26 protein-coding genes are annotated in these 25124 nt (G+C 71.7%); 10 read left to right on the top strand and 16 right to left on the bottom strand.

The window, feature by feature from the left end; genetic code table 11:
- Positions 1–61: 61 nt before the first annotated feature.
- Positions 62–1507, bottom strand: a complete 1446-nt coding sequence (locus tag ABZX10_RS12970; RefSeq protein WP_355540297.1) for a HAMP domain-containing sensor histidine kinase — start codon at positions 1505–1507, stop codon at positions 62–64.
- Positions 1508–1598: 91 nt separating this feature from the next.
- Positions 1599–2285: a response regulator transcription factor gene (locus tag ABZX10_RS12975; RefSeq protein ID WP_355539907.1), complete on the bottom strand. Its 687-nt coding sequence runs from the start codon at positions 2283–2285 to the stop codon at positions 1599–1601.
- 127 nt (positions 2286–2412) lie between these two features.
- On the opposite strand from ABZX10_RS12975, the gene ABZX10_RS12980 reads away from it, so the two are divergent.
- Positions 2413–3471, top strand: coding sequence for a GGDEF domain-containing protein (locus tag ABZX10_RS12980; RefSeq protein ID WP_355539910.1), 1059 nt, complete (start codon positions 2413–2415; stop codon positions 3469–3471).
- 11 nt (positions 3472–3482) lie between these two features.
- Here ABZX10_RS12980 and ABZX10_RS12985 read toward each other — a convergent pair whose 3' ends face one another.
- From ABZX10_RS12985 to ABZX10_RS13010, 6 genes are all read right to left on the bottom strand, one after another.
- A complete protein-coding gene (locus ABZX10_RS12985) occupies positions 3483–5987 on the bottom strand; it encodes a VWA domain-containing protein (protein WP_355539913.1) in 2505 nt (834 codons plus the stop codon).
- Complete coding sequence (locus ABZX10_RS12990; protein ID WP_355539916.1) at positions 5987–7294, bottom strand: PASTA domain-containing protein; 1308 nt, start codon at positions 7292–7294, stop codon at positions 5987–5989. Before ABZX10_RS12990 ends, ABZX10_RS12985 begins: the two co-directional genes overlap by 1 nt.
- Positions 7295–7395: 101 nt before the next feature.
- Positions 7396–8049 (bottom strand): trimeric intracellular cation channel family protein, encoded by a 654-nt coding sequence (locus ABZX10_RS12995; RefSeq protein ID WP_355539919.1) that lies wholly within the window; start codon positions 8047–8049, stop codon positions 7396–7398.
- 80 nt (positions 8050–8129) lie between these two features.
- Positions 8130–8303, bottom strand: a complete 174-nt coding sequence (gene rpmF, locus ABZX10_RS13000; RefSeq protein WP_013127873.1) for a 50S ribosomal protein L32 — start codon at positions 8301–8303, stop codon at positions 8130–8132.
- A 77-nt stretch (positions 8304–8380) separates the two neighbouring features.
- A complete protein-coding gene (locus ABZX10_RS13005; protein ID WP_355539924.1) occupies positions 8381–8644 on the bottom strand; it encodes a type B 50S ribosomal protein L31 in 264 nt (87 codons plus the stop codon).
- Positions 8641–9852, bottom strand: a complete 1212-nt coding sequence (locus ABZX10_RS13010) for a GTP-binding protein (protein WP_355540300.1) — start codon at positions 9850–9852, stop codon at positions 8641–8643. Before ABZX10_RS13010 ends, ABZX10_RS13005 begins: the two co-directional genes overlap by 4 nt.
- A gap of 55 nt (positions 9853–9907) precedes the next feature.
- On the opposite strand from ABZX10_RS13010, the gene rpmB reads away from it, so the two are divergent.
- The 7 genes from rpmB (at position 9908) to ABZX10_RS13045 (ending at position 14007) form a co-directional block, all read left to right on the top strand.
- Entirely contained in the window at positions 9908–10144 is a 237-nt protein-coding gene (gene rpmB, locus ABZX10_RS13015; RefSeq protein ID WP_068747083.1) for a 50S ribosomal protein L28, read from the top strand.
- Positions 10145–10309, top strand: coding sequence for a 50S ribosomal protein L33 (gene rpmG / locus ABZX10_RS13020; protein WP_355539928.1), 165 nt, complete (start codon positions 10145–10147; stop codon positions 10307–10309).
- Positions 10309–10614, top strand: coding sequence for a 30S ribosomal protein S14 (rpsN, locus tag ABZX10_RS13025; RefSeq protein WP_355539931.1), 306 nt, complete (start codon positions 10309–10311; stop codon positions 10612–10614). The genes rpmG and rpsN overlap by 1 nt, the downstream gene beginning before the upstream one ends.
- Positions 10614–10841, top strand: a complete 228-nt coding sequence (gene rpsR, locus ABZX10_RS13030) for a 30S ribosomal protein S18 (RefSeq protein ID WP_355539934.1) — start codon at positions 10614–10616, stop codon at positions 10839–10841. Before rpsN ends, rpsR begins: the two co-directional genes overlap by 1 nt.
- Positions 10842–11357: 516 nt before the next feature.
- Positions 11358–12296: an AEC family transporter gene (locus ABZX10_RS13035; RefSeq protein WP_355539937.1), complete on the top strand. Its 939-nt coding sequence runs from the start codon at positions 11358–11360 to the stop codon at positions 12294–12296.
- Positions 12297–12434: 138 nt separating this feature from the next.
- Positions 12435–13406 carry a hypothetical protein gene (locus ABZX10_RS13040; protein ID WP_355539940.1) on the top strand — a complete coding sequence of 324 codons (972 nt, stop codon included), beginning with the start codon at positions 12435–12437 and terminating at the stop codon, positions 13404–13406.
- Between the two features lie 160 nt (positions 13407–13566).
- Positions 13567–14007, top strand: coding sequence for a hypothetical protein (locus tag ABZX10_RS13045; protein ID WP_355539943.1), 441 nt, complete (start codon positions 13567–13569; stop codon positions 14005–14007).
- 95 nt (positions 14008–14102) lie between these two features.
- Here ABZX10_RS13045 and ABZX10_RS13050 read toward each other — a convergent pair whose 3' ends face one another.
- The 4 genes from ABZX10_RS13050 to ABZX10_RS13065 all read right to left on the bottom strand — a co-directional run bounded on the left by ABZX10_RS13050 (position 14103) and on the right by ABZX10_RS13065 (position 18957).
- Positions 14103–16091 carry a VWA domain-containing protein gene (locus tag ABZX10_RS13050; protein ID WP_355539946.1) on the bottom strand — a complete coding sequence of 663 codons (1989 nt, stop codon included), beginning with the start codon at positions 16089–16091 and terminating at the stop codon, positions 14103–14105.
- Positions 16084–17508 carry a sigma 54-interacting transcriptional regulator gene (locus ABZX10_RS13055; RefSeq protein WP_355539949.1) on the bottom strand — a complete coding sequence of 475 codons (1425 nt, stop codon included), beginning with the start codon at positions 17506–17508 and terminating at the stop codon, positions 16084–16086. Before ABZX10_RS13055 ends, ABZX10_RS13050 begins: the two co-directional genes overlap by 8 nt.
- A 75-nt stretch (positions 17509–17583) precedes the next feature.
- On the bottom strand, positions 17584–18447 hold the full coding sequence (locus ABZX10_RS13060; protein ID WP_355539952.1) for a hypothetical protein: 864 nt from the start codon (positions 18445–18447) through the stop codon (positions 17584–17586).
- Positions 18448–18489: 42 nt separating this feature from the next.
- Complete coding sequence (locus ABZX10_RS13065; protein ID WP_355539955.1) at positions 18490–18957, bottom strand: SRPBCC domain-containing protein; 468 nt, start codon at positions 18955–18957, stop codon at positions 18490–18492.
- A 16-nt stretch (positions 18958–18973) separates the two neighbouring features.
- Here ABZX10_RS13065 and ABZX10_RS13070 point away from each other — a divergent pair, with 16 nt between their 5' ends.
- Positions 18974–19369 (top strand): metalloregulator ArsR/SmtB family transcription factor, encoded by a 396-nt coding sequence (locus tag ABZX10_RS13070; protein WP_355539958.1) that lies wholly within the window; start codon positions 18974–18976, stop codon positions 19367–19369.
- A gap of 111 nt (positions 19370–19480) precedes the next feature.
- Entirely contained in the window at positions 19481–20101 is a 621-nt protein-coding gene (locus ABZX10_RS13075; protein ID WP_355539961.1) for a hypothetical protein, read from the top strand.
- Between the two features lie 39 nt (positions 20102–20140).
- On the opposite strand, the gene purH is transcribed toward ABZX10_RS13075, so the two are convergent.
- The 4 genes from purH to ABZX10_RS13095 form a co-directional block, all read right to left on the bottom strand.
- The gene (purH, locus tag ABZX10_RS13080) at positions 20141–21688 is read right to left on the bottom strand and encodes a bifunctional phosphoribosylaminoimidazolecarboxamide formyltransferase/IMP cyclohydrolase (RefSeq protein ID WP_355539964.1); all 1548 of its coding nucleotides are present in this window, start codon (positions 21686–21688) and stop codon (positions 20141–20143) included.
- Complete coding sequence (gene purN / locus ABZX10_RS13085; protein WP_355539967.1) at positions 21685–22335, bottom strand: phosphoribosylglycinamide formyltransferase; 651 nt, start codon at positions 22333–22335, stop codon at positions 21685–21687. The genes purH and purN overlap by 4 nt, the downstream gene beginning before the upstream one ends.
- 78 nt (positions 22336–22413) lie before the next feature.
- Positions 22414–23886: a DUF6350 family protein gene (locus ABZX10_RS13090; protein WP_355539970.1), complete on the bottom strand. Its 1473-nt coding sequence runs from the start codon at positions 23884–23886 to the stop codon at positions 22414–22416.
- 58 nt (positions 23887–23944) lie between these two features.
- On the bottom strand, positions 23945–25099 hold the full coding sequence (locus ABZX10_RS13095) for a DUF5336 domain-containing protein (protein WP_355539973.1): 1155 nt from the start codon (positions 25097–25099) through the stop codon (positions 23945–23947).
- Between the last annotated feature and the right edge of the window lie 25 nt (positions 25100–25124).

Consider the following 25124-nt stretch of genomic DNA (forward strand, 5'->3'; position numbering starts at 1 on the left):
CTCCTTCGTTTCTCACGCCAAGACTGCAGTCGCCGTCTGTGAGGTCGCTGTGAGCAGATTGTCACTTCCCCCGCAGCAGCCGCATGCGGGGTTCCCGATGCACGATCTGCGGGGCCCGTCCGCCCGCCACGGGGCTGCCGGGGATCTCGAACCGGACCAGGGCACCGCCACCGTCGGCGGAACCGACCGCCACGCTGCCACCGTGCCGCTCGATCACCTGTTTGACGATCGCGAGTCCGAGGCCCGAGCCGGGCATCGAACGACTCGCCATCGATCGGTAGAACCGCTCGAAGACCAGCTCACGGTCCTCCTCCGGGATGCCCGGCCCACTGTCGGCGACGGTGAGCGCCGCCCGGTCGACGCCCGTCTCCGCGAGCGAGACGCGGACCACGGAACCGTCGGGCGAGAACTTGGCGGCGTTGTCGAGCACGTTGATCACCGCCCGACCGAGGCCGGCCTGATCGCCGTAGACGAACCACGGCGACGACGCGACCTCGACGCGGACCGTCGGGCGGCGTCGCTCCACCCGCTCGACCGCCTTGGCGAGGACCTCCTCGAGATCGACCTCCTCGTTGACCGCCTCCGGCGCGTCCTCGCGGGCCAGGTCCACGAGGTCGCCCACCAGTGTGGTCAGCTCCTCGACCTGCGCGATCACGTCGTCGGACAGCTCCTTCATGTCGTCCGCGGGGATCGGCGGCGCCCCCGGACGGTTCGACGCCACCAGCAGCTCGACATTGGTCCGCAGGCTGGTGAGCGGCGTGCGCAGCTCGTGCCCGGCGTCGGCCACCAGCCGCGCCTGCCGATCCCGCGATTCCGCGAGCGCGCGGAGCATCGCGTTGAAGCTCATCGTGAGCCGGGCCAGCTCGTCACGGCCGGTCACGGGGATCGGTGCCAGATCGTCGGTCTTGGCCACGCGCTCGGCCGCCTCGGTGAGCCGCTGCACCGGTCGCAGGCCCCCGCGGGCGACGGCGGTGCCGGCGATCGCCGCGAGGATCACGCCGCACGCGCCGACCACGATGAGCACCGTCCCCAACTCGCTGAGCAGGTTCTTCGTGGGCGTCAGGTCCTCGGCCACGATGATCGTGACGCCGTTGTCCAGCCGCCGGGCCATGACCCTGGTGTCGCCGACCGAGCGCAGCGACTGCTCGAGCTTGCCCGAGATCACCGCGCGCTCGTCGTCGCCGATCGGGACCTGCCCGGAGGGCCCGGAGTGGTACGGCGTCCCGTCGGGATAGACGACCATCGTGCGGTTGACCGACATGTCCGGCCGGAACATGAGCATCATCATCACCGTGGTGAACTGCGTGACCGGCGAGCTCATCGCCGGCGCCACCGAATCCACCTGCTGGTGCAGCCGGTTGTCGACGTCCGCGTACATGGCCCGCTTGACCACGAAGAACGCCGACGCCGCCATCAGTGCGACGGTGATGCCCACGACCACCGCGGCCAGCAGCGTCACCCGCCAGCGGAAGCTGACATTGCGGGTGATCGGGTTCGGGTCGCGCATGGGGCGCTTGTCCCGGACCTCCGGCCGGGCGTGCCGGGGCAGGGGACCGGACACCGTCGGGATGCGCGCCGTCACGCAGCGCCCCCGGGCGTCACGGCGGGGTCTCGCGCAGAACGTACCCGACGCCCCGCACGGTGTGGATCAGGCGGCTCTCGCCGTCGGCCTCGGTCTTGCGGCGCAGGTACCCGACGTACACCTCCAGCGCGTTGCCCGAGGTCGGGAAGTCGTAGCCCCACACCTCCTCGAGGATCCGACTGCGGGTGAGCACGCGGCGCGGGTTGCCCATGAGCATCTCGAGCAGGCTGAACTCGGTGCGCGTGAGGCTGATGGAGCGCTCACCGCGGGAGACCTCACGGGTCGCCGGGTCGAGGCTCAGGTCCTCGAACGTGAGCACCTCGTTGTCCGCGCCCGTGTCCGGCGCCGCACGGCGCAGCAGCGCGCGCATGCGGGCCAGCAGCTCCTCGAGCGCGAAGGGCTTGGGGAGGTAGTCGTCGGCGCCCGCGTCCAGCCCGCTGACCCGGTCGCTCACCGCATCACGCGCGGTGAGCACGAGGATCGGCAGGTCGTCGCCCGCGCTGCGCAGGCGACGGCACACCTCGAGGCCGTCGAGCCGGGGCATGTTCAGGTCGAGCACCACCGCGTCGGGGCGGTTGCCCGCGATGTGATCGAGGGCGTCCTGGCCGTCCACGGCCGTGTCCACCTGGTACCCGTTGAAGGTCAGTGAGCGCCGCAGGGACTCCCGCACCGCGCGGTCGTCGTCGACCACCAGAATTCGCATGGCTACCAGTCTTACCGAAGCAGGCTAGGAATTCGCTGAAGAGACCCGATGACGCGCGACTCCGGTAATCCGGAACGTCGGTTCACTTAATTGGTGCATGTCAGATGCACTGGCATACACTTCCTTCGTGTCCTCAGCCCTAGGATTCGCCCACCGCAGTGCTGCCACGCGCCTCGTCCGCCTGCACGGGATGTACCGCGACGGCGCTCGGGTCCACCAGCAGAACCTCAACCTCATCCGCAGCCTCGGCCTCGAACGCCCCGCGTCACTGCTGGCGGCCGTGTACGTGCTCGGCGGATGGACCGCCATCGCACTGCTCGCCCTCGACGCCCGATCACCCGCCGCGATCCTCAGCCTGATCGCGGCGGTACCCGGATTCCTCTGGGGGGCGCGGTTCGCCACTGGCCGCCCGCTCGGCTACCACGAGTCACTCGCGTACCTCGCGTTCAGCAACGTCGGCCTGCTCATCGCGGTCCACGCAGCGCCCTCAACGCTGGTCGCGCTCCTGGAGACGACCTGGATGCTCGCCACCGTCTGCTACGCGTACGCCTGGCACGGCCGCGTCGCCGTGCTGATCCAGTACGGCTTCCTGATCCAGTGCATGATCCTCACGACCGTCGTCGCCGCCCGGGTCCACGACGTTCGCCCCGCGGACCTGATGATCAGCCTCGGCACCGTCGCCGCCGCCGCACAACTCGGTTGGCTGACCTTCGCGGGCAAGGATCGCCTCGGCCACTACGCCGTGACCTCGGAACGACTGTCGCGGCTCGACGAGCTGACCGGCCTCCTCAACCGGCGCGGGCTCACCGCCGTGACCCGGAACCGGTCGGGCCACGTCGCCGTCGCCGTGATCGACCTCGACCACTTCAAGCGCATCAACGACGCCTACGGCCACGCCACCGGCGACGACGTCCTGCAGCTGGCCGCGCGCCGGCTCCAAGCCGTCTGCGGCGCAAACGCCCTCGTCGCCCGGATCGGCGGCGATGAGTTCGCGGTCGTCGCCGATCACCTGCCCGCCGACCTCGGCGACCGCCTCTTCGACCCCGCCGACCCCGTCCCCGTTCAGGCCAGCGCCGGGATCGCGCACGGCATCGCCGACGGTGTCGCCTGCCTCGACGACCTCCTCGCCTGCGCAGACGCCGCGATGTACCGGACGAAACGGGCGGCGGACCGTCGGACCGCCTGAGCGGAGCCGCGCTACCTGGCCTCCCGCAGGCGCCGGGCCCGCCAGAACAGCACCGCCGAACCGAGCAGAGCCGCGCCCGCGACGCCCCCGGCGGCGGACAGCCACCACGGCAGCGGGGACCGCACCACGATCGGGATGCGCCAGCCCGTCGCCGGCTCGCCGTCGCCGAACGTGAACACCTCCAGCACGTGCCGCCCCGCCGGCAGATCCGCCGGGATCCGCACCCGCAGCGTGAACGCGCCCTCCGGGTCGACGACCGTGGTGCCCACGATCCGTGGCGTCGAATGCAGCTGCCCCACGGCCTCCGGCAGCACCGAGACCTGCTTCGACGACGGCAGTTTTCCGACCATCTCGATCAGGTCGCCGGCCTTCGACTGCACCGTCCGGCCGAGGTCGGCGACGCCGTCCCCGATCGCCTTCCCCGCCGCGTCCACGCCCTGGCGGGTCCGGGTGCCGAGGTCGATCCGGAGGTCCGGGACCGCGCTCGCGGTGGAGAGCCCGACGGACGGCGCGGCGACCCCGTTCACCGTCGTGCGCTGGGCGTGCCGGGACCACTTCCGCAGCCCCTCCGCGATCGAGCCGTACCCCGCCTTCGTAGGATGCGCGAGTTCCTGCGCGAAACCCGACTTCGTTGCTCCCCACCCCAACAATCCCGTGGCGACGGCGTCCCCTGCGTTCGACACCGCCCCCTCGAGCACCGCCGCGGTCACGACATTGCCCGCGGTATCGCACATCGTTCCCACCGGCCGGAACGCATCGGCGACCTCGCTCGCGAAGTACACCTCGGCGGGGTTCGCCGTGTCCGCCCGGGCCTGCTCCACCTCGTAGCGGACCTTCGCGTTCAGTCGCTCCTCGACGTCGTTGAGGAACCGGATCTCGTTCGCGTTGAGGTTCGCGCAGGACTTCGCGCGCACGGTCTCGGGCAACAGCATCACGTAGGGCAGCACGATGACCGGGGCGATGGCCCCGCCCCGCGCGGCGCGTTTCGCCTGGGTGTTCGCTCGCGCGAAGACATCCCGATAGATCACATTGAGGCCCTCGATCGTCTTGAGGCCGTTGTTCACCGTGGTCGGGAGACTGTTCGGACCGGTGCCCGCCGAGCAGTCCGTGTCCACCGCGACGTTCAGGATGCAGGCCTTCGCGATATCGGCGAACTTGATGTCGTTGCCGCCCAGCGTCAGGAAGACCGCCGACGGGGCCGCCGCGGCGTCGAGCATGTTCAGCTGGCCGCGGCCGGTCCGCGCCGCCGACCCGATCGGGTACCGCTCGATCTGCGGATCCCGCATGTCGTCGATGACCGCGCCGCTGCACGCGAGGATGTTCACCCGATCCGCGGAGCCGAGCAGCTGTGCCGCGTAGGTGTGCGGGCTCCGGTGACACATGTCCGCGTGGTCCGCGTCGCGGCCCAGGTAGTCGCCGCCGCCCTCGCCCGAGCTGTACGAGTCGCCCATCACGACGGCCTTGTGCTTCGAGTTCATGATCATCTCGAGGATCGGCCCCGACCCCGTCAGCCGCTCATCCGTCGACCGGATCGTGCCGGACTTGCGCAGAGGCACCGTCGTGTCACCCCAGGCCCCGATGGACCAGTTGAGGTTCCCGGGCTTCCCGGCGGGCGTCGTCTGGACGGTCCACTTCCGGGTCAGCGACTCCCCCGGCGCCAGCGTGCCCAGGTCGAAGCGCGGCGGGATCACCGCCGGCGCGACGGCCGCGGGATCACCCGTGAGCCGGAACTGCAGGCCCACCTGCACCCCGCTGACAGGCTTGTCGGAGACGTTCTTCACCGTCGCGGACAGGTCGACGGTGCCGCCGGTCGGCGCCGTGTCGGGCACCGTCGTGGTCAGCTCGAGGGCCGGGACGGCCGCGGCCGAGAGCACCTTGCCGAGCTGCTGCGAGTCGTCGACCGACATGTACTTGCCGTTCGTGGCGCCCGCGATGCACTCGAGTTCCTTCTTGCCCTGGTCGGAGATGCGGAAGCCGACCGTGTTGATGGTCAGCATCAGGCCCTGCGCCGCCAGGTCCTTCGCGACCGCGCACGGATCGTTGTTGCAGTTGCTCTCGCCGTCGGAGACCAACATGATCGTGGTGTTCTTCTCGTTCCCCTTCACGGACGCGGCCGCCGCCTTGAGCGCGTCGCCCGTCGGAGTGTCGCCGTTCGCGGACAGCCCACTGATCGTCAGCCCCATGTCGTAGGGGTTCTGTACGGGCTTGACCTCGGCGTTCGGCTCGTACCCACCCGCCGAACAGGAATCGGACTTCCCGGGATAGGTCCACAGCCCCAGCCTCGATCCGCGCTGCATCTTGTTGACCAGGTTCACCAGGCTGCGCTTGGCACCGTCCAGCTTGGTGATGCCTGTCCCGTCGTCGGAGTTCATCGACGACGACAGGTCGAGAACGATGAGCACCGCCGATGTGTCCGGCGCGGCCGCGACGGGCGCCGATGCCGTGCGCGGAGGCAGGACCGCGGGCGCCGCGACGATCAGGAGCAACGCCACGACCAGCAGGGCCAGGCGGCGCATCAGTTCGCCGCCAGCTTCTGTGCGATGTCGGCGCTGCCACGGAACTGCCCGTCGCCGAACACCGGGTAGACGGTGCTCTTGCCCTTGATCCGGGTGATCCGCAGCGCCACACGCAGGGCCCCGGTGACCGGCGCCACGAGGTTCTCCGTCGCCCCGTACCGCGCGGTCACCACGGCCACGGACCGGCCGTCCGCCAGCACCTCGACCCGGGCCTCACCGTCGGTGTCGGCGCGGTCCGCGATCCCGACGGTGGCCACCACCTCGTCGACGGCCCGCTTGGTCACCCATTCGTACAGCTCGGGATCGGTGCTCACACCGCACGCCGTCGACTTCGGGAAGTCCTTGCCGTTGAGCGAGTACGACCCCGAGTCGCAGCTCCCCCGCACGAGCCGCTGGCTGGACATCAGCACCGTCGACCCGGCCTCGGCGACGGTCAGCGACACGTCCTGCGGCAGCACCGCACCCGCCGCCGGGACGGACGCGATGACATCGCCCGGGCGTGCCCCGGGCTGGTACCGGCTCACCATGGTCACCTGGGCGCCGAGCTTCTGCAGGGTCACCGAGGTCTGCTGCCCGTCGGTCGCCAGCACCACCGGCATCCGCGCCTCCGCGGAGATCGTCAGCTCGACCTTCTGCGGGTTCTGCGTGGACGCGGCAGGGGTCTGCGACACCACCCGGCCCGGGGAGCCCGCAGCGGGCTCGGTCCGCACGCTGATCACATCGGCCGAGACGCCCTGGTCGATGAGGGCCTGCCGCGCCACCTGCTCGTCCATCCCCCGCACGTCGAGCATCCGGACCTCACCGCCCCCGGCCGCCGCCTGCGGCACGGTCACCACCGCGGGGTCGGGGCTGGTCCGGCGCGCGGACACCTCGTTCTGCAGGTAGTACCCGCCCGCGGCGCCGCCCACGAGCAACGCCACCACCAGGAGCGCCACCGCGAGTACGCGGTAGCGCCGCCGCTTCCTCCGACGGGACCGCCCGGACGTCGCGTCGTCGGCCCCCGGTTCCGGCGGTTCGACGGTGACCGCCGCGGGCGAGTCGGCACGCAGGACCGGCGTCGACGGGGTGGGCGGCGGCGGTGCGGGCGGCAGCGGATGCGTCCGTGGGACCGGTGCCTGCTGCTGCGGGTGCTGCAGCGGTTGTGAGTGCGGGTGAACCGGCCGGGGCGGCGCGGGCGGGGGGACGGGCGCGCTCCAGACGGACGGCTGCTGCGGCGGAACGGGAGGCCGGGCCGCCGGCGCCGGGTCCTGCGTTCGTCGCCGCGCACGGAACCCGTCCGCCCCTGCCCGACGGTCCGCATCACTCATCGCACGCCTCTCCACTCGAAACCTGCATGGTAGGTGGGCCGAGGGCGTGACCAGCCGGATCGTGGGTGGATTAGTCCGAACGAAGGACAGCCGCCGGGCCGTCAGCGCCGGAGCAGCCAGCGGCACCCGCGGTAGAACTGGCGCGCGACGTTCTCGGGGGCGACCGGCACCCTCCACCCCTGCCACAGGGCGAGCAGCCGGAAGCCCGTGGCCAGCACGGCACCGACCAGGAGCGACCGCGCGTCGGTGGCGCCCCAGTACGAGGCGAGCACGGTGGCGCCGGCCCCCGCGAGCGCGGGGATGGCGTAGAGGTCGCGCTCCTGGATGAGCAGCGGCACCTCGTTGACGAGGATGTCGCGCAGCACGCCGCCACCGAGCGCGGCGGTGATGCCGATCAGCGCGGCGGCGAAGGGCGACGCGTCGTGATGCAGGGCCGTCAGCGCGCCGGCGGCGGAGAACACGCCCATGCCGATCGCGTCGAGGACGACCACCGACAGCTTGAGCCGCCCGAACTGCGGGTGGAACACGAAGACGAAGGCGGCCGCGATCGTGGCGGTGGTGAGGTTCTCCCAGCCCTGGAAGGACGCGGGCGGGTGGATGCCGAGCAGGACGTCGCGCGCGACGCCGCCGCCCACGCCGGTGAGCGCGGCCAGCGTCCAGACGCCGAACAGGTCGAGCCGCTTGCGGACGCCGATCAACGCGCCGGACGCGGCGAACACCGCGATACCCGCGTAGTTCAGCACCGCCAGCAGCACGGAACCCCCCTAACGAGCTTGCATACACCTCAAGAGCGGGCCGGCACCAGGCCGACCCGCTCTTGCGGAAAGATCAGTTCTTAGCGGCGGTCGAGATCGACCAGGCCCAGCTTCGCGGCGCGCACGAGGCGACGCGGAACCAGGTGGGTGCGGCCGCCGACCTGCACGGCCTGCAGCTCGGGGTTGTTCGCCTTCCACTGCGAGCGGCGAGCATGCGTGTTCGCCCGCGACATACGGCGCTTCGGTACAGCCATGATTCTTCCTATCGGTCTTGATGAGAAAAGCTCTCGACGCGAGCCCGGAAGGCTTCCAACGTCACAAGCACTGAAGTCTACCGTCCCGCGGCCCGCCCGCCAAAACGCGCGTACTTCTCGTGGAACTTCTGCACCCGGCCGGCGGTGTCGACGAGGCGCTGCTTGCCCGTCCACAGCGGGTGCGAGTCACTGGTGACGTCCACGACGATCAGCGGATAGGTCTCGCCCTCGACCTCGACGGTCCGCGCCGACGTCGCCGTACTCCGGGTGACGAACACCTTCCCCGTCGACGCGTCCTGGAACGCGACGGGGCGGTACTCCGGGTGGATTCCCTGCTTCATGACATCTCCTCGTCTTCTCGTGTCCCGGCCGCTTGGTCGGGGGTCAGGTCCTCGCACGGGTCGGCGTGCATCGCGCCGAACGGGTCGTGCCAGCCGGCCCACGCCGGCGGCCCGGCGGCGAATTCGGCGGGGGTCAGTTCGGCCCACCGCAGGGTCTCGGTGATCTGCGCGGGGTCTGCCCCGGCGACCAGTGCCACCAGGTCGGTCCGACGGTCCCCGTGCGTCTCGTCCCACGCCGCCGACGCCATCGCCCACCGCTCGGGCGAGCCGTCGCCGCCGGCGGCGAGCCACCGTCCGGCGGCCCCGACGCGCAGCCCCGCCCCGGCGGACTCCAGCCAGAAGGCCTCGTCGGGCGTGGTGGCGAGCCACATCCGGCCCCGCGCATGGACGACACCGTCGAGCAGCACGTCGATGGCCTCGTGGAAGCGGCCGGGGTGCAGCGGGCGGCGGGCGCTGAACTCGATCAGGCGGACGTCGCCGTCGGCGTCGAGCGGCGGGCAGCCGGGCAGGAGCGGACCGAAGGGCTCGATCGGTGCGCGCGGAGTTCCCAGCCGTGGGAGCAGGCCGGCCAGCGGCACCCGCTCGCGGGCGATCGGCGCACCGGGCGCCAGGCGGCGCAGCACGGCGCGCAGGCGGGCGGGGTCCGGGCTGTCGCCGGTCACCACCAGCAGGTCCGCGTTCTGCGCGTGCCCCACGGCCAGCTGGGCGACGGTTCGCTCGTCGTCGTCCGGCACCGCGAACCGCTCGCCGAGGTCCTGCTCGCCGAGGGCGTCGTCGAGCCAGGTCGCGCCGTCGACGAAGCCGATCGTCCCGACCACCTCGACGTCGCGGGCCGCGGGAGCGGACACACTGCCGACCATCTCGACGACGACGTGCTCGATCGCATGCCGCAGCGCGTCGGCCTCCAGAGTCGGGTCGAGGCGCACCACGATCCGCCGGACGTTCCGCCGACGACGCAGGGAGCGCAGCAACGGCAGCAGGTCCTCGCGCAGCGTGCACGAGACGCAGCCGTGGGCGAGTTCGAGCAGAGCGACGCGCTCCTCGGCCGTGCCGTCGGGCCGGACGGTGGCCTCCGACCGGACGACCAGCCCCTCGCGCAGGCCCGATAGGTCGTGGTGCACGACGACGGTGCCGGGTTCGGCCAGCTCGAGGGCTCGCTCCTGCCCACCGAAGCCGGTGAGGAGCAGGACTGGAGTTCTGTTGGAAATGATTCCCATTTCTAGTACGTTACCTTATCGACAACCGTTCGCAAGAAGGAGGACCATGTCCGCACACTGCCAGGTCACCGGCCGCGCGCCCGGCTTCGGCAAGCGGGTCTCGCACAGTCACGTGCGCACGAACCGCCGCTGGGACCCGAACATCCAGCGCCGCCGCTACTACGTGCCCTCGCTCGGGCGCTCGGTCACGCTCCGGGTGTCCACCAAGGGCATCAAGACCATCGACCGCCGCGGCATCGACGCCGTGGTCGCCGACATCCTGTCCCGAGGGGAGAAGCTGTAAATGGCCCGCAACGAGATCCGACCGATCATCAAGCTCAAGTCCACCGCCGGCACCGGGTACACGTACGTGACCCGGAAGAACCGCCGCAACGACCCCGACCGCATGGTGCTGCGCAAGTTCGACCCCGTGGTCCGGCAGCACGTCGACTTCCGCGAGGAGCGCTGATGGCGACGAAGGCGAAGATCGCGGCCAACGAGCGGCGCAAGGCCCTGGTGGCCCGGCACGCCGAGCGGCGCGCCGAGCTCAAGCGCGTCATCGCGCACCCCTCGACGCCGCCGGACGACCGTGCGGCGGCCGTGAGCGCGCTCGCGAAGCTACCGCGGGACGGCTCGGCGACGCGCGTGCGCAACCGCGACGCCGCCGACGGCCGGCCCCGCGGACACCTGCGCAAGTTCGGCCTGTCCCGGGTGCGCGTGCGGCAGATGGCGCACGACGGTCAGCTGCCCGGCGTCCGGAAGTCGAGCTGGTGATGGCACGCAAGCCCCTACGCGCCCCGGCCGCGCGCCGCGGCCTCGTCCGCGTGCCCGACGGTGCCCTCGACTACAAGAACGTCACCTACCTGCGGACCTTCCTCAACGACCGCGGCAAGCTGCGCTCCCGCGCCGTGACCCGGCTGTCGCCGCAGGACCAGAAGCGGCTCGCGCTGGCGGTGAAGAACGCCCGCGAGATGGCGTTGCTGCCGTACTCGACGAAATAGCGCCGCACGATGCGTGCGGGGGAGGCCGAGGCTCGTTGCCCGGGGGCGACGGAGGCTCGGGCGAGTCGGCGCCGGATGTCAGCGAGTCCCGGCGGAGGCGGACTCTCGGATCCTGTCCGGATCGGACAACGCAGGCCGCGGGTGGGCGGACACGGACCGCGGGTGGGCGGGCGCCCCGTCGTCCCCCGCGCCGCCCCGTCGTCCCCCACGCCGCACCGTCGTCCCCCACGCGGCGACGACCTCCCCCGGGCCACATCGCTCCCCCTCCAGACGACCGGCTCCCCATGAGGGGCCGACCGTCCCCCACGCGGCGACGACATCCCCCACGCCGCGCCGCCGTCCCCCGCGCTGCGCTGTCGGCCAGGGGGCGAGCGTGCTGCCCCCGATCCGGACAGAATCCGAGAGTCGCCACCCGCGGGGTGACGTCGCAGAACATCGCGGGCGCCGCACCGCGAAAATCGACCGCGCCCGGGCGACGAAACACCGCGATACTTCGGGCGCGTAACCTTCTCGCCCGTGACCTCCGTACTGGCCGGCTTCGCCGTGATCGCGATCATCATCGCGGCGGGCTGGTTGGTCGGCCGGGTCGGCGTCCTGGGCGAGCAGCCCGAGAAGCAGCTCTCGCTCCTGGTGTTCTACCTGCTCACCCCGGCCCTGTTGCTGCACGCGCTGGCGACCACCGACGTGACGGTGCTGTTCAGTTCGCGGCTGTGGGTGAGCGCGGGGTCGGCACTGGTGATCGGCGCGATCTACTACGTGATCGTGCGGGCGTTCCGGCGCCGGCCGATGGGCGAGGCGACGATCGGCGCCCTCGCGGCGAGCTACGTCAACTCGTCGAACCTGGGCATCCCGATCGCGGTGTTCGTGCTGCACGACACCTCGTACGTGGCTCCGCTGCTGCTGTTCCAGATCCTGATCTACTCGACGATCGCGCTGACCATGCTCGACGTCGCCGAGTTCCGGGACAGTCCCGAGAAGACCCAGCCGATCTGGCGCACCGTCGCCACTCCCCTGCTCAACCCGATCGTGGTCGGCGCCCTGATCGGCCTCGTGATCTCGCTCGCGCGGTGGCATCCCCCGGACTGGCTGATGAGCCCCGTCAAACTGCTCGGCGACGCGTCGGTGCCGATGGCGCTGATCGTCTTCGGGCTGTCGCTGGGCGGGGTGCGGGTGCTGCAGAAGGGCGAGGCGCCCCGTCGGGACATCGCGCTGGCGACCGCGCTCAAGATGATCGCAATGCCCGTGGTCGCATGGGCGATGGCGCGCTTCCTGTTCGGCCAGACGGGGCACGCACTGTTCGCGCAGACGGTGACCGCGGCTCTCCCGACCGCGCAGAACGTGCTGGTCTACGGCCTGCGATACAACCGAGGCGTGATCCTGGCGCGGGATTCCGGCCTTATCACGACGATGCTGTCGATACCGGCGATCATGCTGATCGCGGCTCTTCTCACCTGACGGATGTGACGAACGACCGGGTCACATTACGCCTGTGACGCCCGTTTCGGCTTGGGTTCGACATCTTACTCGTGGGTTAATAAGACCACGAGCGGTGCGCTGTACGGCGCGCCGCGACCACACACTCAGGAGAGACCCATGGCTCAGACCGCCGCTCAGCGCGCCGTCGAGGTGTTCGTCTCTGCCGTTCAGGCCCGCGGGGGCAAGGCAGAGGTCGCCACGAAGGGGAGCACTGTGCTCGTCACCGTGACCGCAGCCGACCGCACCGAGACGCTCCGCGTCAAGGCCACCACGGGCGACACCTGGCAGGCCCGCAAGGGCGAGGCCGTCGCCAAGGCGCCCGTCACCGCGTGGGCGCTCGTCGACCTGTCCGACGGTGCGCCGATCGCCATCGTCTCCGCCGCCGACTACGCCGCGCACGTCGCCAAGCTCGCCGCCGGCTACGAGGGCAAGAACCCGGGCAAGACCCTGACCGCGAACACCAACCTCGTGGTGACCGCCGACGCCGTGGCCGCCTGGGAGGACGCCTGGTCCGTCCTGGGCCTCGACGGTGCCGCCGACGCGCCCGCGAAGCCCGACGCGCCCGCGAAGCCCGCCGCGCCCGCCAAGGCCGCCGCCGCTGCGAAGCCCGCCGCAGCGAAGAGCAGCGCCGCCAAGAAGGCCGCGCCCGCGAAGAAGGCCCCGGCCAAGACCGCCACTGCCGCGAAGGCCCCCGCGAAGACCGCCGCCAAGCCCGCAGCTGCGAAGACCGCTGCGCCGAAGCCCGCGGCGAGCAAGCCTTCCGCGAGCAGGCCTTCCGCGAGCAAGCCGGCCGCCAAGAAGGCACCGGTCAAGGCGTCGGAGGCCAAGATCACCCCGATCGCCGCGCAGAAGGACGCCGCGGCGAAGGGCAAGGCGCCCGCCTCCATCGACGCGAAGTCGACGAAGCCCGCGGCCGCCCCCAAGGCCGACCCGAAGGCCGCCCCCAAGGCCAAGGCCGAGACGAAGCCGGAGACGAAGGCACCGTCGAAGGACGAGGCCACGGCCGACAAGCCCGCGCCGAAGAAGAACCAGCCCACCGGCATCGCACTGCTCCTCAAGCGCCTCCCGGTGGTCGGCCGCCTGCTCTGACGCGGCGCCCCACCCTCGACGATCCGGCCTCCCCGCGCTCCAGCGGGGAGGCCGGCTTCGGTTCGGGCCCGTCCTCCGACCGGATGAATCCCGGCCGGAGGGCTGCCGCCCGCGCCCTCCGAGTGGCACAGTCGGTGCATCCCGACCGATCGGAGGAACGATGAACAGAACACTGCGTGCCGCGGCCGTTGCCGCGGTCGCCGCCGTCACGGTGTTCGCGAGTCCGGGTGCCGCCTCCGCATTCACTCCCGCGGAGAACGGGTTCCTGGGCGCCGTCTCCGCTCGAGGCACCCATATCACCGATGCCCCCGCGATGCTCCGGGACGGCTACACGGTGTGCCGTGGCGGGTCGGCGCGCAAGGACATCGCCCAGGAGGCCCGACGGTGGCTGTGCCCCGGCGGCATCCGATGGGATGCCGGCCGACCCCCGCACGCGGCCTACTCACGCTCTGAGAACGCGTTCCTGAACGCCGTCGCCGCCCGGGGCACCGAGATCACCGACGCCGCAGCGATGATCCGCGACGGACGCAAGGTGTGCGCCGGCGGCAGCGCCCGCGGCGACATCGCCCAGGAGGCGCGCCACTGGCTCTGCCCGCGCTGACGGCGAGGCCTCTCGCCGGGCACCGTCGACCGCGCCCGCGGGGGTGCCGCGCCTGGGCGAGACCACCTGGGCGGTCCGAAGTGACGATCCGGTGATCACCGCCGCTTGCGGCTGCCCAGGTAATCACTGACCACGGCCGCGCCCAGACCGTCGAGGTCCGGGGAGACGAGGCGGCCGCCCACGCGCCGCACCACCGCGGTGAGGAAGCGGGTGAGGCCGGGGTCGTCACCCAGCTGGAAGACGGTGATCTGGGCGCCCTGTGCGGCGACGGCGTCCAGGCCGCGCACCGTCATCGCGACGGTCCGCGGGTGCGGCGGGTAGTCGAAGAAGGGCTCACCGTTCCGCTCGAGATGGGCGGTCGGCTCACCGTCGGTGACCACGAGCAGCACCGGCTGCGCATTCGGATGCGCACGGAAGTGCTGCTGCGCCAATTGGAGTGCGTGGTGCAGGTTCGTGCCCTGCTCGTACGCGCCGTCCAGCCCGGTCAGCTCGCCCACGCTCAGCGTGCGCGCGTACCGGCCGAATCCGATGAGCGCCAGGTCGTCTCCGCGGAAGCGCGTCGAGATCAGCTGGTGCAGAGCCAGAGCCGTGCGCTTCATCGGCAGCCAGCGCCCCTCCATGACCATGGAGAAGCTGGTGTCCACGAGCAGCGCGACCGCCGCGTGGCTGCGGGCCTCGGTCTCGGTCACCTCGATGTCGCGCGCGTCGAGTGCCACCGGACCCGCCGTGCCGGAGGCGGCCTGCCGGAGTACGCCGTTGAGCACGGTCCGGGTGGCGTCCCACGGCTCGGTGTCGCCGAACCGCCACTCCCGGCTCGCGCCGGTGGCCTCGCCCGTCGCCCCGGTGCGGGCGGTGTTCCGCTCGCCTCCGCGGGAGGTCAGACGGTGCGCCACATCCCGCAGGATCGACTGGCCGAGTTGCCGGATCGCCTTGGGCGAGAGGCGGAGTGAGCCGTCGGCGTCGCGGGAGAAGTAACCCTGGTCCCTCAGCGCCTTCTCCAGGTCGGCGAGGGTCCGCGCGTCGGCCACCGCCTCGTCGCCGAGCTGGCGCTGCAGCGCCTCGAGGTCGATGTCGTCGAGCGATGCGCCGTTGTACTGCTGGTTCAGCTGGTCCGCCAGGGATTCCAGGTCGGCGATGTCCTGCATGGCCTGCGTGGCGTCACCGAGGCCCATGCCCTGATCGCCCTCGAACTCCTGGCTGCCGTACCAGTCCTCGCCGGGACGGGCGTCCATGAGCTTGCCCGTGAGGTCGCTCAGCGCCTGGGAGAGTTGCGGCGAGCCGAAGGCCGCCTGCGACAGCTCCTCGAGCTCGGCGCGCTGTTCGGGCGTGAGGCTGTTGTAGAGCCGCTGGGCCGCGGCGCTCCGCTTGGCCAGCGCGTCGATCAGCTCGTCGATGTTCCGTGGGTTCTCCGGGAAGTACTGGCCGTGCTCGGCCATGAACTCCTCGAAGTCCTCCTGGGTCGCGGAGCCGGAATTGTGCTTGTCCAGCAGTGCGTTCAGGTCGTCGAGCATCTTCTGGATCGCGGCGCGGTCGGAGTCGGTCGCGCCCTCGAGCGCCTGCTTGATCCCGGCGAATTGCTGATCCAGCAGCTCGCGCCCCAACAGATCGCGGATCTGCTCGTACTTCTGCGCGGCCTCGGGCGAGCGCCACGGGTAGTCGCCCAGCTCGCGCACCGCCTGTGCCGCCGACGGCGGCAGGTCGGCCAAGCGCATCTCCTGGAACCGGGCATCGTCGTCCAGCGCCCGCGCGAGCTCCTTGCGCTCCGCGAGCACCGCCTCGTCGAGCAACCTCTGGACGTCCTCGAAGGTCTTGCCGAGGTTGTTGCGCTGCAACAACTCCTGGCGCCGCCGGTTAGCCAGTTCCGCCAGTCTGTCCAGCCCGCGACGGTTCTCGCCGCCGCGCCGCAGGTACTCCTGCAGCGCGCGGCGCGGCGAAACGCCGTTCATCACGTCCCGACCGATCTCGTCGAGTGCGTCCCGCAGGTCCACCGGCGGGGCCAGCGGATCCGGCCCGCCGGTGTACCGGCGGTACCGGGCGAGTCGTCCGCGTCGCATCCCCTGCCCGCGACGGGGTCGATCAGCCATAGACGGTCTGCCCCTCGTCGTCGGACTCCTTGCCGATCCGCCGCGCCAAGTACAGGCCCTCCAGCGCGAATTCGGCTGCGGCGGCGCGCTCCCCGGGCGACTCGGCCTCGAGCCGCCGGTACACCTCCGCGAGCACGGGCACCTCGGGCAGGTTCTCGAGCAGCGCCGCGGCCGTCACGTCGTCGCCGGTGACGATCGGCCCGCCGGCCTCGATCGCGTCCACCAGCGGACCCAGGTCGACGCCGAGCAGGTACTCACCGATCGTCGCGGCGGTGGCGCGCCGCAGCAGGTGCACCAGGGTCGCGACCTCGCGTCCCTCCTCGCCCGCCTCGAACTCCACCTTGCCGCGCAGCACGTCCGGCACCGTCAGCAGGTCGACGGGGCGCGCCACCGGCAGCTCCTCGCCCCCGACGGCCGCCCGGTGCAGCGCCGCAGCGGCGATGGTCTCCTGCGCCGCGATGGCGAACCGGGCGGACACCCCGGACCGCTGATCCACGGCGGGCGACTCGCGCAGCTCGCGGGTGAACCTCGCCAGCACCTCGGTGAGGTACTGCGGCACGGACGCGACCACGTCCGCCTCCTGCTCGATGACCGCGACCTCGTCCTCGAGGTCCAGCGGGTAGTGGGTGCGGATCTCGGCGCCGAAGCGGTCCTTGAGCGGGGTGATGATGCGGCCGCGGTTCGTGTAGTCCTCGGGGTTCGCGGACGCCAGGAGCAGCACGTCGAGCGGCAGGCGGAGCGTGTAGCCGCGCACCTGGATGTCACGCTCCTCCATGACATTGAGCATCGCCACCTGGATGCGCTCGGCCAGGTCCGGCAGCTCGTTGACGGCGACGATGCCGCGATGCGCCCGCGGGATGAGGCCGAAGTGGATGGTCTCGGGATCGCCCAGGCTGCGGCCCTGCGCCACCTTGACGGGGTCCACGTCGCCGACCAGGTCGCCGACGGAGGTGTCCGGCGTGGCCAGCTTCTCCGAGTAGCGCTCCTCGCGGTGCCTCCACGCGACGGGCAGATCGTCGCCCAGTTCCTGCGCGCGACGGATCGAGGCCGGGGTGATCGGGTGGTACGGGTGCTCGCCGAGCTCGGCACCGTCGATGACCGGGGTCCACTCGTCGAGCAGACCGACGATCGTGCGGATCAGGCGGGTCTTGCCCTGGCCGCGCTCACCGAGCAGCACCACGTCGTGGCCGGCCAGCAGAGCCCGCTCGAGCTGCGGGATGACGGTGTCGTCGAAGCCCTGGATGCCGTCCCACGGGTTCGTCTCCGCCCGGAGCGCGGTGAGCAGGTTGTTGCGGAGCTCGTCCTTGATCCCCCGGTAGACGTGGCCGGAGGCCCTGAGCTCGCCGAGCGTGGCGGGCAGCTCGGCGGGGGTGTCGGAGCGGCGATCGGTGCGTGCATCGGAGCGTGCGGAAGTCACGCCGTCCACGCTACGCCGATCGGCCCGCGCCGCCCCAGTGTCTACGCCCGCAGCGAAATCGGGAATACGGCGGGGCTACTTCTTCTTGGTCCCGGGGATGACACCCGCGTCGATCACGGCCTTCGTCAGCGGCCGGATCCGGGCGATCAGCTGCTCCGCACCCGGGCCGAACGCGGCGGCGGAGATGGCGTCGGTACCCGCCTCGATGTCGAGGTAGACGCCCATGCCCTCGCCCGTCAGGCGATGCTCCTCCGGCTCGCCCTCGACGAGGCCGCGCTCGGCGAGGCGGGCGACGGCGTCGCCCCACTCCTGCTCGCTGTACCCGCGGGTGATGCGGAAGAACCTGCGGCCCATGACCCGACGGCGCACCGTCGGATCCGGGACGTCCGCCTCGTGCAGGACGCCCGCCTCGAGGCCCGTGAGCCCGTGCCGGATCAGTTCGGCGAGGTGGTTGTCACCGCGCCATTCGCGCAGCACCGAGAGGTGGCGCCAGAGGGCGAGGGCCGGGTCGTCCGGCACCGTCGACGATGCCCAGGCCGAGGCGAGGGTGCGACCTGCCAGCGGCAGATCGGCGACGAGGTCACCGAAGCCCTCGGCGAGCGCGCGGACCTCGGCGGGATCGATGCCGGCGAGGATCCCGCGGTACTGCTCGGCGAGCATGACGTAGCGGCGGTCGTCGATCTCGGCGAGTCCCGCGTCGACGGCGACGGTCCACGCGGTCCCGATCAGCGCGGGTGCGAAATTGTAGAACGCGGCGGCGACCACGGAGGCGTGCGCCTCACCGATCGGAGCGGCCCGGGCGCCCACGTAGAAGGCGTGCTGGTCGATGCCCAGATCGCGGACGGCGTCCCGGATGCCCGGGTTGAAGTACGCGACCACGTGGAAGGGTTCGACGGTCTCGTAGGCGGTCCGGGCGAGGGCGACGGCGTTGTCCGACATGTCCCCACATTGTCAGGGCGGGCGGGGATTGTCGACGCCGGGTTACGTGTAGAAGCCCTCGCGCAGGTTGATGCCGTGCTCGACCCACACCTTCATCGCGGCGAGCATGCCGGTCCAGCCCATGCAGTTGCCGAAGGCGCTCTTGGCGCCGTCCTCGGTCGCGGTCCACGCCGACTCGGTGATGGTGACGAGCGTGCGACTGTCGTCGTCGATCGGGGCGAACTCGAACGTCGTGGTGGTGTGTCCGTCGCCGGCGACGGCGTGCTCCGCGTTCCAGCGGATCACGATCTTCGAGTGCGGCGTCGCCTCCACCACCTGCACCGGGAAGGCGCCGGGGAAGTCGGCGAAGTCCCAGGTGACCTCGGTGTTCGACGCCAGCCGCCCCCGGGCGCCACCGGTGGTGAAGTACCTGGACAGCTGGTCGGGGTCGGCGACGGCCTCGTACACCTGCGCGGTCGGGCGCGCCACGTAGCCGGAGACGGTGAAGGTGAGTTCTCTGAGTTCGGACATGTGATAAAACTACAACATGTCTGACGCCGACCGCAAGAGTAATCCCGGGACGCCCGCCGCCGCGGGCGCGCTCTCGGCGACGGGGACGCCGCGCGCCGCCGAGCCCGACGATGCCGATGACCAGGTCTTCAAAGCACTCGCGAACGGCACCCGCCGCCGCATGCTCGACGTGCTCAAACAGTCGCCCCGCACCACCGGCGACCTGTGCGCGCAGTTCCCCGACCTCGACCGCACCACCGTGCTGCAGCACCTGCGCGTCCTCGAGCGGGCGGAGCTGGTGATCGGCCGGAAGGTCGGCCGCGAGCGGCACCTCACCCTGGCGCCGGTGCCCATCAAGCGGATCCACGACCGCTGGATCGGCGAGTACGCCCGCGCCGCCGTATCGCTACTGGACGACCTCACCCGCGAGTAGCCGGGACACCGGTGGCCCGTGCTGTCTCCGCCAGCCCCGCCCACGGCGCGCCGGGCACGACCAGCACCGCGCGACCGCGCCCGCAGCGCCGTCTCGTGGGAACATCTCCGCATGGACGGGTGGCGGCGCGTCGCGGCAGTGCTGGTGATCGCAGCCGCCTCCGTCGCGGTCGGGATCTGGTACCACGGCCGCGCGACGGGAACGTTCTTCGACGACGCGACGGACGGCGAGTGCCTCGCCTCCGTGCCGTACGGCCCCGTCGCACAGCTCGGCGGGCACGGCGCCACCCGGGCCACGACGGTGCCGTGCGACGGCGCGCAGGCGAACTACGTCGTCGTCGCGCACAGCACGACCACCCCGGTGACGGCGATGACGTGCCCGGACGGGAAGAAGGACGTGACCGCGGCGGCGAGGATCCGGATCGCCGAGGGCGCGCGCACCATCCGCACCACGTACGGCTGGGGCTCGATGTGCCTCGCCCCGGTTCTCCACGCGGGGTCCTGCTACCCGGCCGGGGGCGATCGCAGCGGACTGGTGCGCACGATCCCGTGCGACCTCCTCGCGTGGCAGGTCACCCGCCGGATCGACGGGGCCTCCGACATCACACGGTGCACGCCCGCGACCGGCCTCGTCCTCTCCCGGCCCGCGGTGACCTACTGCGAGGTCCTGTACGAGGACGCCGGCAACCCGCTCGCGGGCAGGATCACCCGCACACCCCCGCCCGCCGGGTAGCCCTCAACCGGCCGGTGACTCCGACCGGCCAACGCGGGCTCAGTGGAAGAAGTGGCGCGTCCCGGTGAAGTACATCGTCACGCCGGCCTCGGCCGCCGCCGCGATGACCTCCTTGTCACGGATGGAACCGCCCGGCGAGACGATCGCCTTCACGCCCGCGTCGATGAGGATCTGCGGACCGTCCGGGAACGGGAAGAAGGCGTCGGACGCGGCCACCGAGCCGAGGACCCGGTCACCCGCGCGGGTCACCGCCAGCTGCGCCGAGTCGACACGGTTGACCTGCCCCATGCCCACGCCCACGGACGCTCCGCGCGACGCCAGGAGGATCGCGTTCGACTTCACGGCCCGGCAGGCGCGCCACGCGAACTCGAGGTCGGCGAGGGTGGCCTCGTCGGCGGGCTCACCCGAGGCCAGGGACCAGCTCGCGGGATCGTCGCCGGGGGCGTCGATCGCGTCGGACTGCTGCAGCAGGAGACCGCCGGTGATCTGCTTGATCTCGGTGGTCAGCACGGGCGGCTCGGCGAGCAGCACGCGGATGTTCTTCTTGCGCTGCAGCACGGCGAGGGCACCGTCGGCGTAGGAGGGCGCGATGATGACCTCGGTGAAGATCTCCGACACCTGCTCGGCCATCTCCAGGCTGACCTCACGGTTGGCGGCGATGACGCCGCCGTAGGCCGAGACCGGGTCGCACGCGTGCGCCTTACGGTGCGCCTGCGCGACGTCCTTGCCGATCGCGATGCCGCACGGGTTGGCGTGCTTGATGATCGCGACGGCCGGCTCGTTGAAGTCGTACGCGGCGCGCCAGGCGGCGTCGCCGTCGGTGTAGTTGTTGTAGCTCATCTCCTTGCCGTGCAGCTGCTGCGCCTGCGCCAGCCCGGCCTTCGAGCCGCCGACGTACAGGGCCGCGCCCTGGTGCGGGTTCTCGCCGTAGCGGAGCACGGCCTCGCGGGTCCAGGTGCCACCCATCCACGAGGGGAAGCTCTGGTCGGCCTCGGGCGCCACGACATTGGTCATGTACGAGGCGACGGCCACGTCGTAGTCGGCGGTGTGCCGGAAGGCCTTCGCCGCGAACGCCTTGCGCTGTTCGAGGGAGAACCCGACGCGCGCGTTGTCGATCACGTCGCCGTAGTCGGAGGGCGAGACGACGACCGCCACCGACGGGTGGTTCTTCGCGGCGGCGCGCACCATCGACGGGCCGCCGATGTCGATCTGCTCGATGCACTCGTCCTCGGAGGCGCCCGACGCGACGGTGTCGGTGAACGGGTAGAGGTTCACGACGACCAGCTCGAACTTCTTCACGTCCAGCTCGCGCAGCTGCTCGAGGTGCTCGGGCAGACGGGTGTCGGCGAGGATGCCGGCGTGGATCTTCGGGTGCAGGGTCTTCACCCGGCCGTCGAGGCACTCGGGGAAGCCGGTGACGTCCTCGACGCGGGTCACGGCCACGCCGGCGTCGGCGATGGTGCGCGCGGTCGAACCGGTCGAGACGATCTCGACGCCCGACTGGGCAAGCCCGGTGGCCAGTTCCACCAGACCCGACTTGTCGTACACGCTGATCAGCGCGCGCTTGAGCGGGATGTTGCTGCTCATGAAATGGTGACCTTTCGTCCATCGACGCGGTAGCCCTGGCGGGCGACGTCCGCGACGACCTCTGTCAGAAGCCGGCGCTCCACGACCTTGATCCGTTCGTGCAGGGTGTCCTCGGTGTCCCCCGCCTCCACCGCGACCGCCTCCTGGGCCAGGATCGGTCCGGTGTCGAGTCCCGCGTCCACGAGGTGCACGGTGGAGCCGGTGAGCTTGACTCCGTGCTCGAGGGCGGCGGGAACGGCGTGGGCGCCCGGAAACGCGGGCAACAGCGCGGGGTGCGCGTTGATCACGCGTCCGCCGAACGCGGCGAGGAACGCGGGACCGAGGATCTTCATGAAGCCGGCCGCCACCACGAGGTGCGGCTGACGCTCGGTGACGGCGGCCGTCAGCGCGGCGTCCCACTCGGCGCGGTCGGCGTAGGCCCGCAGCGGCACCTCGGCGCTCTCGACCCCTGCCTGCGCGGCGATCTCCAGCGCCCGACAACTCCGATCGGCGACGACGCCGACGACGGACCCCGGATAGTCGGGGCCGGACGACGCCGCGAGCAGTGCCTCGAGCAGCGAACCGGTGCCGGAGGCCAGCACGACGATCCGGGCGGGCGCGCACGGCGGCACCACGGAGGGGCTGGGGGTGGTCAGGATGCTCTCCATCGCAGGGGGACGATTCGCGTCCAGCCTAATCGGCCGGTCCGAACGATTCGATCCGGCCTACCGATCGCCGGGTCCGGCCTATTGGCCGAACGTGTAGCTGTCGAGTTCCTCGATGTCCGCGATACTGCGCTCCCGCTTCGACGCGGCCGGCGCCGGGGTCGCCCGCCGGGCCGGCCGGGACACGGGCCGGACCTCCTCGGTCGGCTGTTCGGCGAGGGCGTCGAAGTCCCCGGTGTCGGCCGCGGACTCGTCGTGTTCGCGCAGGTCGTCGTCCGGGTCGCCGTCGTGATCGCCCCGCTGCGCGGGCGCGATCTCCACGGTGGCGCCGTCGTCGATCGCGTCGGGCTCGTCGGCGTAGGTCGTGTAGCCCGACGGTGCCTCCTCCTCGGCCCGGCGCGCGGCGCGAACGGCGCGCGACTCGCCCGCCTGCTGCAGAACGAGCGCGGCGAGGACACCGACGAGGCCGACCCAGCCCAGGGTGAACAGGAACACCTGCAGCAGGTCCGCGCCCGCGTAGCCGAACCCGCCGAGCTCCCCACCTGCGACGAAGGCCGCCGCGGTGAAACCCGCCGCGGTGAGCAGCGCGGTGACGGCGACCGTGGTCACCGTCGGCCCGAGGTCGAGGGAGCGGGCGGCGCACCGTCGGCCCACCCGGACCGCCACGAAGGCGGGAACGACGAGAAGGGGCAGCAGGTACCAGGGCGACGGTGCCTGGGGCAGGACCGCGAGGATCGGCACGCCCGGGGCGCGGCCCGGGGCCGCGGAGAACAGGCTCATCGAGATCGGGCCGAGCTGGACTCCGGCGCCCAGGGGCAGCGCCGCGGCGCCGATCACCACGTTGGGCAGGTACAGCAGCGACAGCAGGACCAGGGAGATCATGCCGACGGCGTCGTTGCCGGAGCGGATCAGCTCGAAGACCGTCTCCCAGCGGATCGCCAGGCGGACCACGACGATCGCGAGGCCCACGGCCCCGAACGTGAGCAGCGCCCGCCCCGCGAGCCGGGCGCAGTCGTCGACCCAGGTGGGCACGTGCAGGAAGTGGGCGGCGTCGCGCCAATAGGCGGGCGCGAGACCGAGCAGAGCGGCGCCGAGATGCACGCCGATCGTGCACAGGAACGCGGTGAGCGGCGGCGGCGTGCCGATGGTGAACCGCCCCGCGGCGTCGTTGACGACGGCCAGCGCGATGGCGGTGAAGAGGGCGGGTCCGGCGATGGCGCACAGCAGCACGGAGCGGAGCTCGGCGAGCGGGCGCCTCTCGCCGCCGGCGCGGCGTGCGGCCCGGGCTACGCCGGCGACCAGCGCGACCGTGGGGACCAGCGGCAGCACCCCGAGGGTGATGTCGCTGACGGTGACCGGCACCTGGTGCACCGCCAGCCAGAGACCGGCGACCGTAGGAGCGATGGCCCCCAGACCGGTCGACGAGGTGAGCAGAACGACCGCTCCCGCCACGAACGTGATCAGGAGGGTCACGAGCGACGGCCCGAAGGCCATCACGAACAGCGGCCGGGTCTCGCTCGGGCCCGGCCCGGCGGCGCGCGCTGAATCCATCATCTTCACCACTGTGACATCGCAGCGTCGGATAGTGGCTCAGGCGCGCCGCAGGCGGGGACTACTGGCCCTGCTTGCTCTCGCCCTCGGTGGAGTGCGAGCCGTGCTGCGGGGTGGCCGGGCTGCCGAAGGCCTGAGTGGCCGACGACGACGCGGACTGGCCGAACGCGGTGGTCACCTCGTCGGGCGACGCCGAGGCGCCCGGGTTCGACGGTGCCGCCGACGCACCCGGAGCCTGGAAGCCCGTGGTGGCGGGGGCGGCCGGAGCGGCCGGCGTCGACGGTGCGCCCGGGGCCTGGTAGCCCGACGGGGCCGGCGCCTGGTAGCCGCCGTAGCTCGGCCACTGCGACTGCGCGGACGGTGCCTGCGCCGACGGCGCGGCGGTGAGCGACGGGGACGAGACGGCGGGCTGCTCAGCGGCGGGCGCCTGCGCGGCGTCGGCGGACGGGGCGGCGGTCGCGGACGCATCCGTCGAGGCGCTGGCCGCAGCGGCGGCCACGGCGGCGGGGTTCTTGACGATGCCCGCGTCGATCAGCACGAGGACCACGCCGGCGGCCGCGGTGAGCAGCGCGAAGAACAGCGTGATCCAGAAACCGTAGGACAGGCCGCCGTACAGCTGATCGCTCCAGGTGAAGCTGCCGAACAGCAGGAACAGGAACGCGGACGATGCGAGCGCGGCGGCGGGAGTGCGACCGGTGTTGCCCTTCGAGATCAGGCTCAGTCCGGCGGCGACGCCCGCAGCGAGGGCCAGCCCGAGGCCGGTGGCACCGGGGGTGCTGAAGCCGTTGAAGTCGATGGTCTTGGAACTGTACTGGCCACCGAGCGAGGTGAACTCGAGGAAGCCCAGCAGGAACGTGATGACGCCCAGTGCGGCGGTGGCGATGGACGCGATCAGGGCGAAGTCCAGCGGCTTGGCGGGCGCGGCCGGCTGCTGCGGGTAGCCGCCGTACTGCTGGCCGTACCCCTGCTGACCGTATCCCTGCTGCGCGTAGTCCGGCTGCTGGCCGTACCCCTGCTGTCCGTAACCCTGCTGGCCGTAGCCCTGCTGCTGCGGCTGCTGCGCGGGCTGGCCGTAGCCCTGCTGGCCGTAGCCCTGCTGGGGCTGCTGCGCCGGCTGGCCGTAACCCTGCTGGCCGTAGCCCTGCTGCGAGTAGTCCGGCTGCCCGTAGCCCCCCTGGCCCGGCTGCTGCCCGTACCCTCCACCTGAGTAGGTCATGTTCTTCTCCCCGAAGGTCGACGCG

This window comes from Tsukamurella sp. NPDC003166 (assembly GCF_040611135.1).
In the GTDB taxonomy this organism is placed as follows: Bacteria; Actinomycetota; Actinomycetes; order Mycobacteriales; family Mycobacteriaceae; genus Tsukamurella.

Bases quoted from the DNA above. Each gene is read 5' to 3' on its own strand.
- ABZX10_RS12970 (WP_355540297.1), bottom strand. From the start codon at position 1,507: ATGCGCGACCCGAACCCGATCACCCGCAATGTCAGCTTCCGCTGGCGG.
- ABZX10_RS12975 (WP_355539907.1), bottom strand. From the start codon at position 2,285: ATGCGAATTCTGGTGGTCGACGACGACCGCGCGGTGCGGGAGTCCCTG.
- ABZX10_RS12985 (WP_355539913.1), bottom strand. From the start codon at position 5,987: ATGCGCCGCCTGGCCCTGCTGGTCGTGGCGTTGCTCCTGATCGTCGCG.
- ABZX10_RS12990 (WP_355539916.1), bottom strand. From the start codon at position 7,294: ATGAGTGATGCGGACCGTCGGGCAGGGGCGGACGGGTTCCGTGCGCGG.
- rpmF (WP_013127873.1), bottom strand. From the start codon at position 8,303: ATGGCTGTACCGAAGCGCCGTATGTCGCGGGCGAACACGCATGCTCGC.
- ABZX10_RS13005 (WP_355539924.1), bottom strand. From the start codon at position 8,644: ATGAAGCAGGGAATCCACCCGGAGTACCGCCCCGTCGCGTTCCAGGAC.
- rpmB (WP_068747083.1), top strand. From the start codon at position 9,908: ATGTCCGCACACTGCCAGGTCACCGGCCGCGCGCCCGGCTTCGGCAAG.
- rpmG (WP_355539928.1), top strand. From the start codon at position 10,145: ATGGCCCGCAACGAGATCCGACCGATCATCAAGCTCAAGTCCACCGCC.
- rpsN (WP_355539931.1), top strand. From the start codon at position 10,309: ATGGCGACGAAGGCGAAGATCGCGGCCAACGAGCGGCGCAAGGCCCTG.
- rpsR (WP_355539934.1), top strand. From the start codon at position 10,614: ATGGCACGCAAGCCCCTACGCGCCCCGGCCGCGCGCCGCGGCCTCGTC.
- ABZX10_RS13040 (WP_355539940.1), top strand. From the start codon at position 12,435: ATGGCTCAGACCGCCGCTCAGCGCGCCGTCGAGGTGTTCGTCTCTGCC.
- ABZX10_RS13045 (WP_355539943.1), top strand. From the start codon at position 13,567: ATGAACAGAACACTGCGTGCCGCGGCCGTTGCCGCGGTCGCCGCCGTC.
- ABZX10_RS13050 (WP_355539946.1), bottom strand. From the start codon at position 16,091: ATGGCTGATCGACCCCGTCGCGGGCAGGGGATGCGACGCGGACGACTC.
- ABZX10_RS13060 (WP_355539952.1), bottom strand. From the start codon at position 18,447: ATGTCGGACAACGCCGTCGCCCTCGCCCGGACCGCCTACGAGACCGTC.
- ABZX10_RS13065 (WP_355539955.1), bottom strand. From the start codon at position 18,957: ATGTCCGAACTCAGAGAACTCACCTTCACCGTCTCCGGCTACGTGGCG.
- ABZX10_RS13070 (WP_355539958.1), top strand. From the start codon at position 18,974: ATGTCTGACGCCGACCGCAAGAGTAATCCCGGGACGCCCGCCGCCGCG.
- ABZX10_RS13075 (WP_355539961.1), top strand. From the start codon at position 19,481: ATGGACGGGTGGCGGCGCGTCGCGGCAGTGCTGGTGATCGCAGCCGCC.
- purH (WP_355539964.1), bottom strand. From the start codon at position 21,688: ATGAGCAGCAACATCCCGCTCAAGCGCGCGCTGATCAGCGTGTACGAC.
- purN (WP_355539967.1), bottom strand. From the start codon at position 22,335: ATGGAGAGCATCCTGACCACCCCCAGCCCCTCCGTGGTGCCGCCGTGC.
- ABZX10_RS13090 (WP_355539970.1), bottom strand. From the start codon at position 23,886: ATGATGGATTCAGCGCGCGCCGCCGGGCCGGGCCCGAGCGAGACCCGG.
- ABZX10_RS13095 (WP_355539973.1), bottom strand. From the start codon at position 25,099: ATGACCTACTCAGGTGGAGGGTACGGGCAGCAGCCGGGCCAGGGGGGC.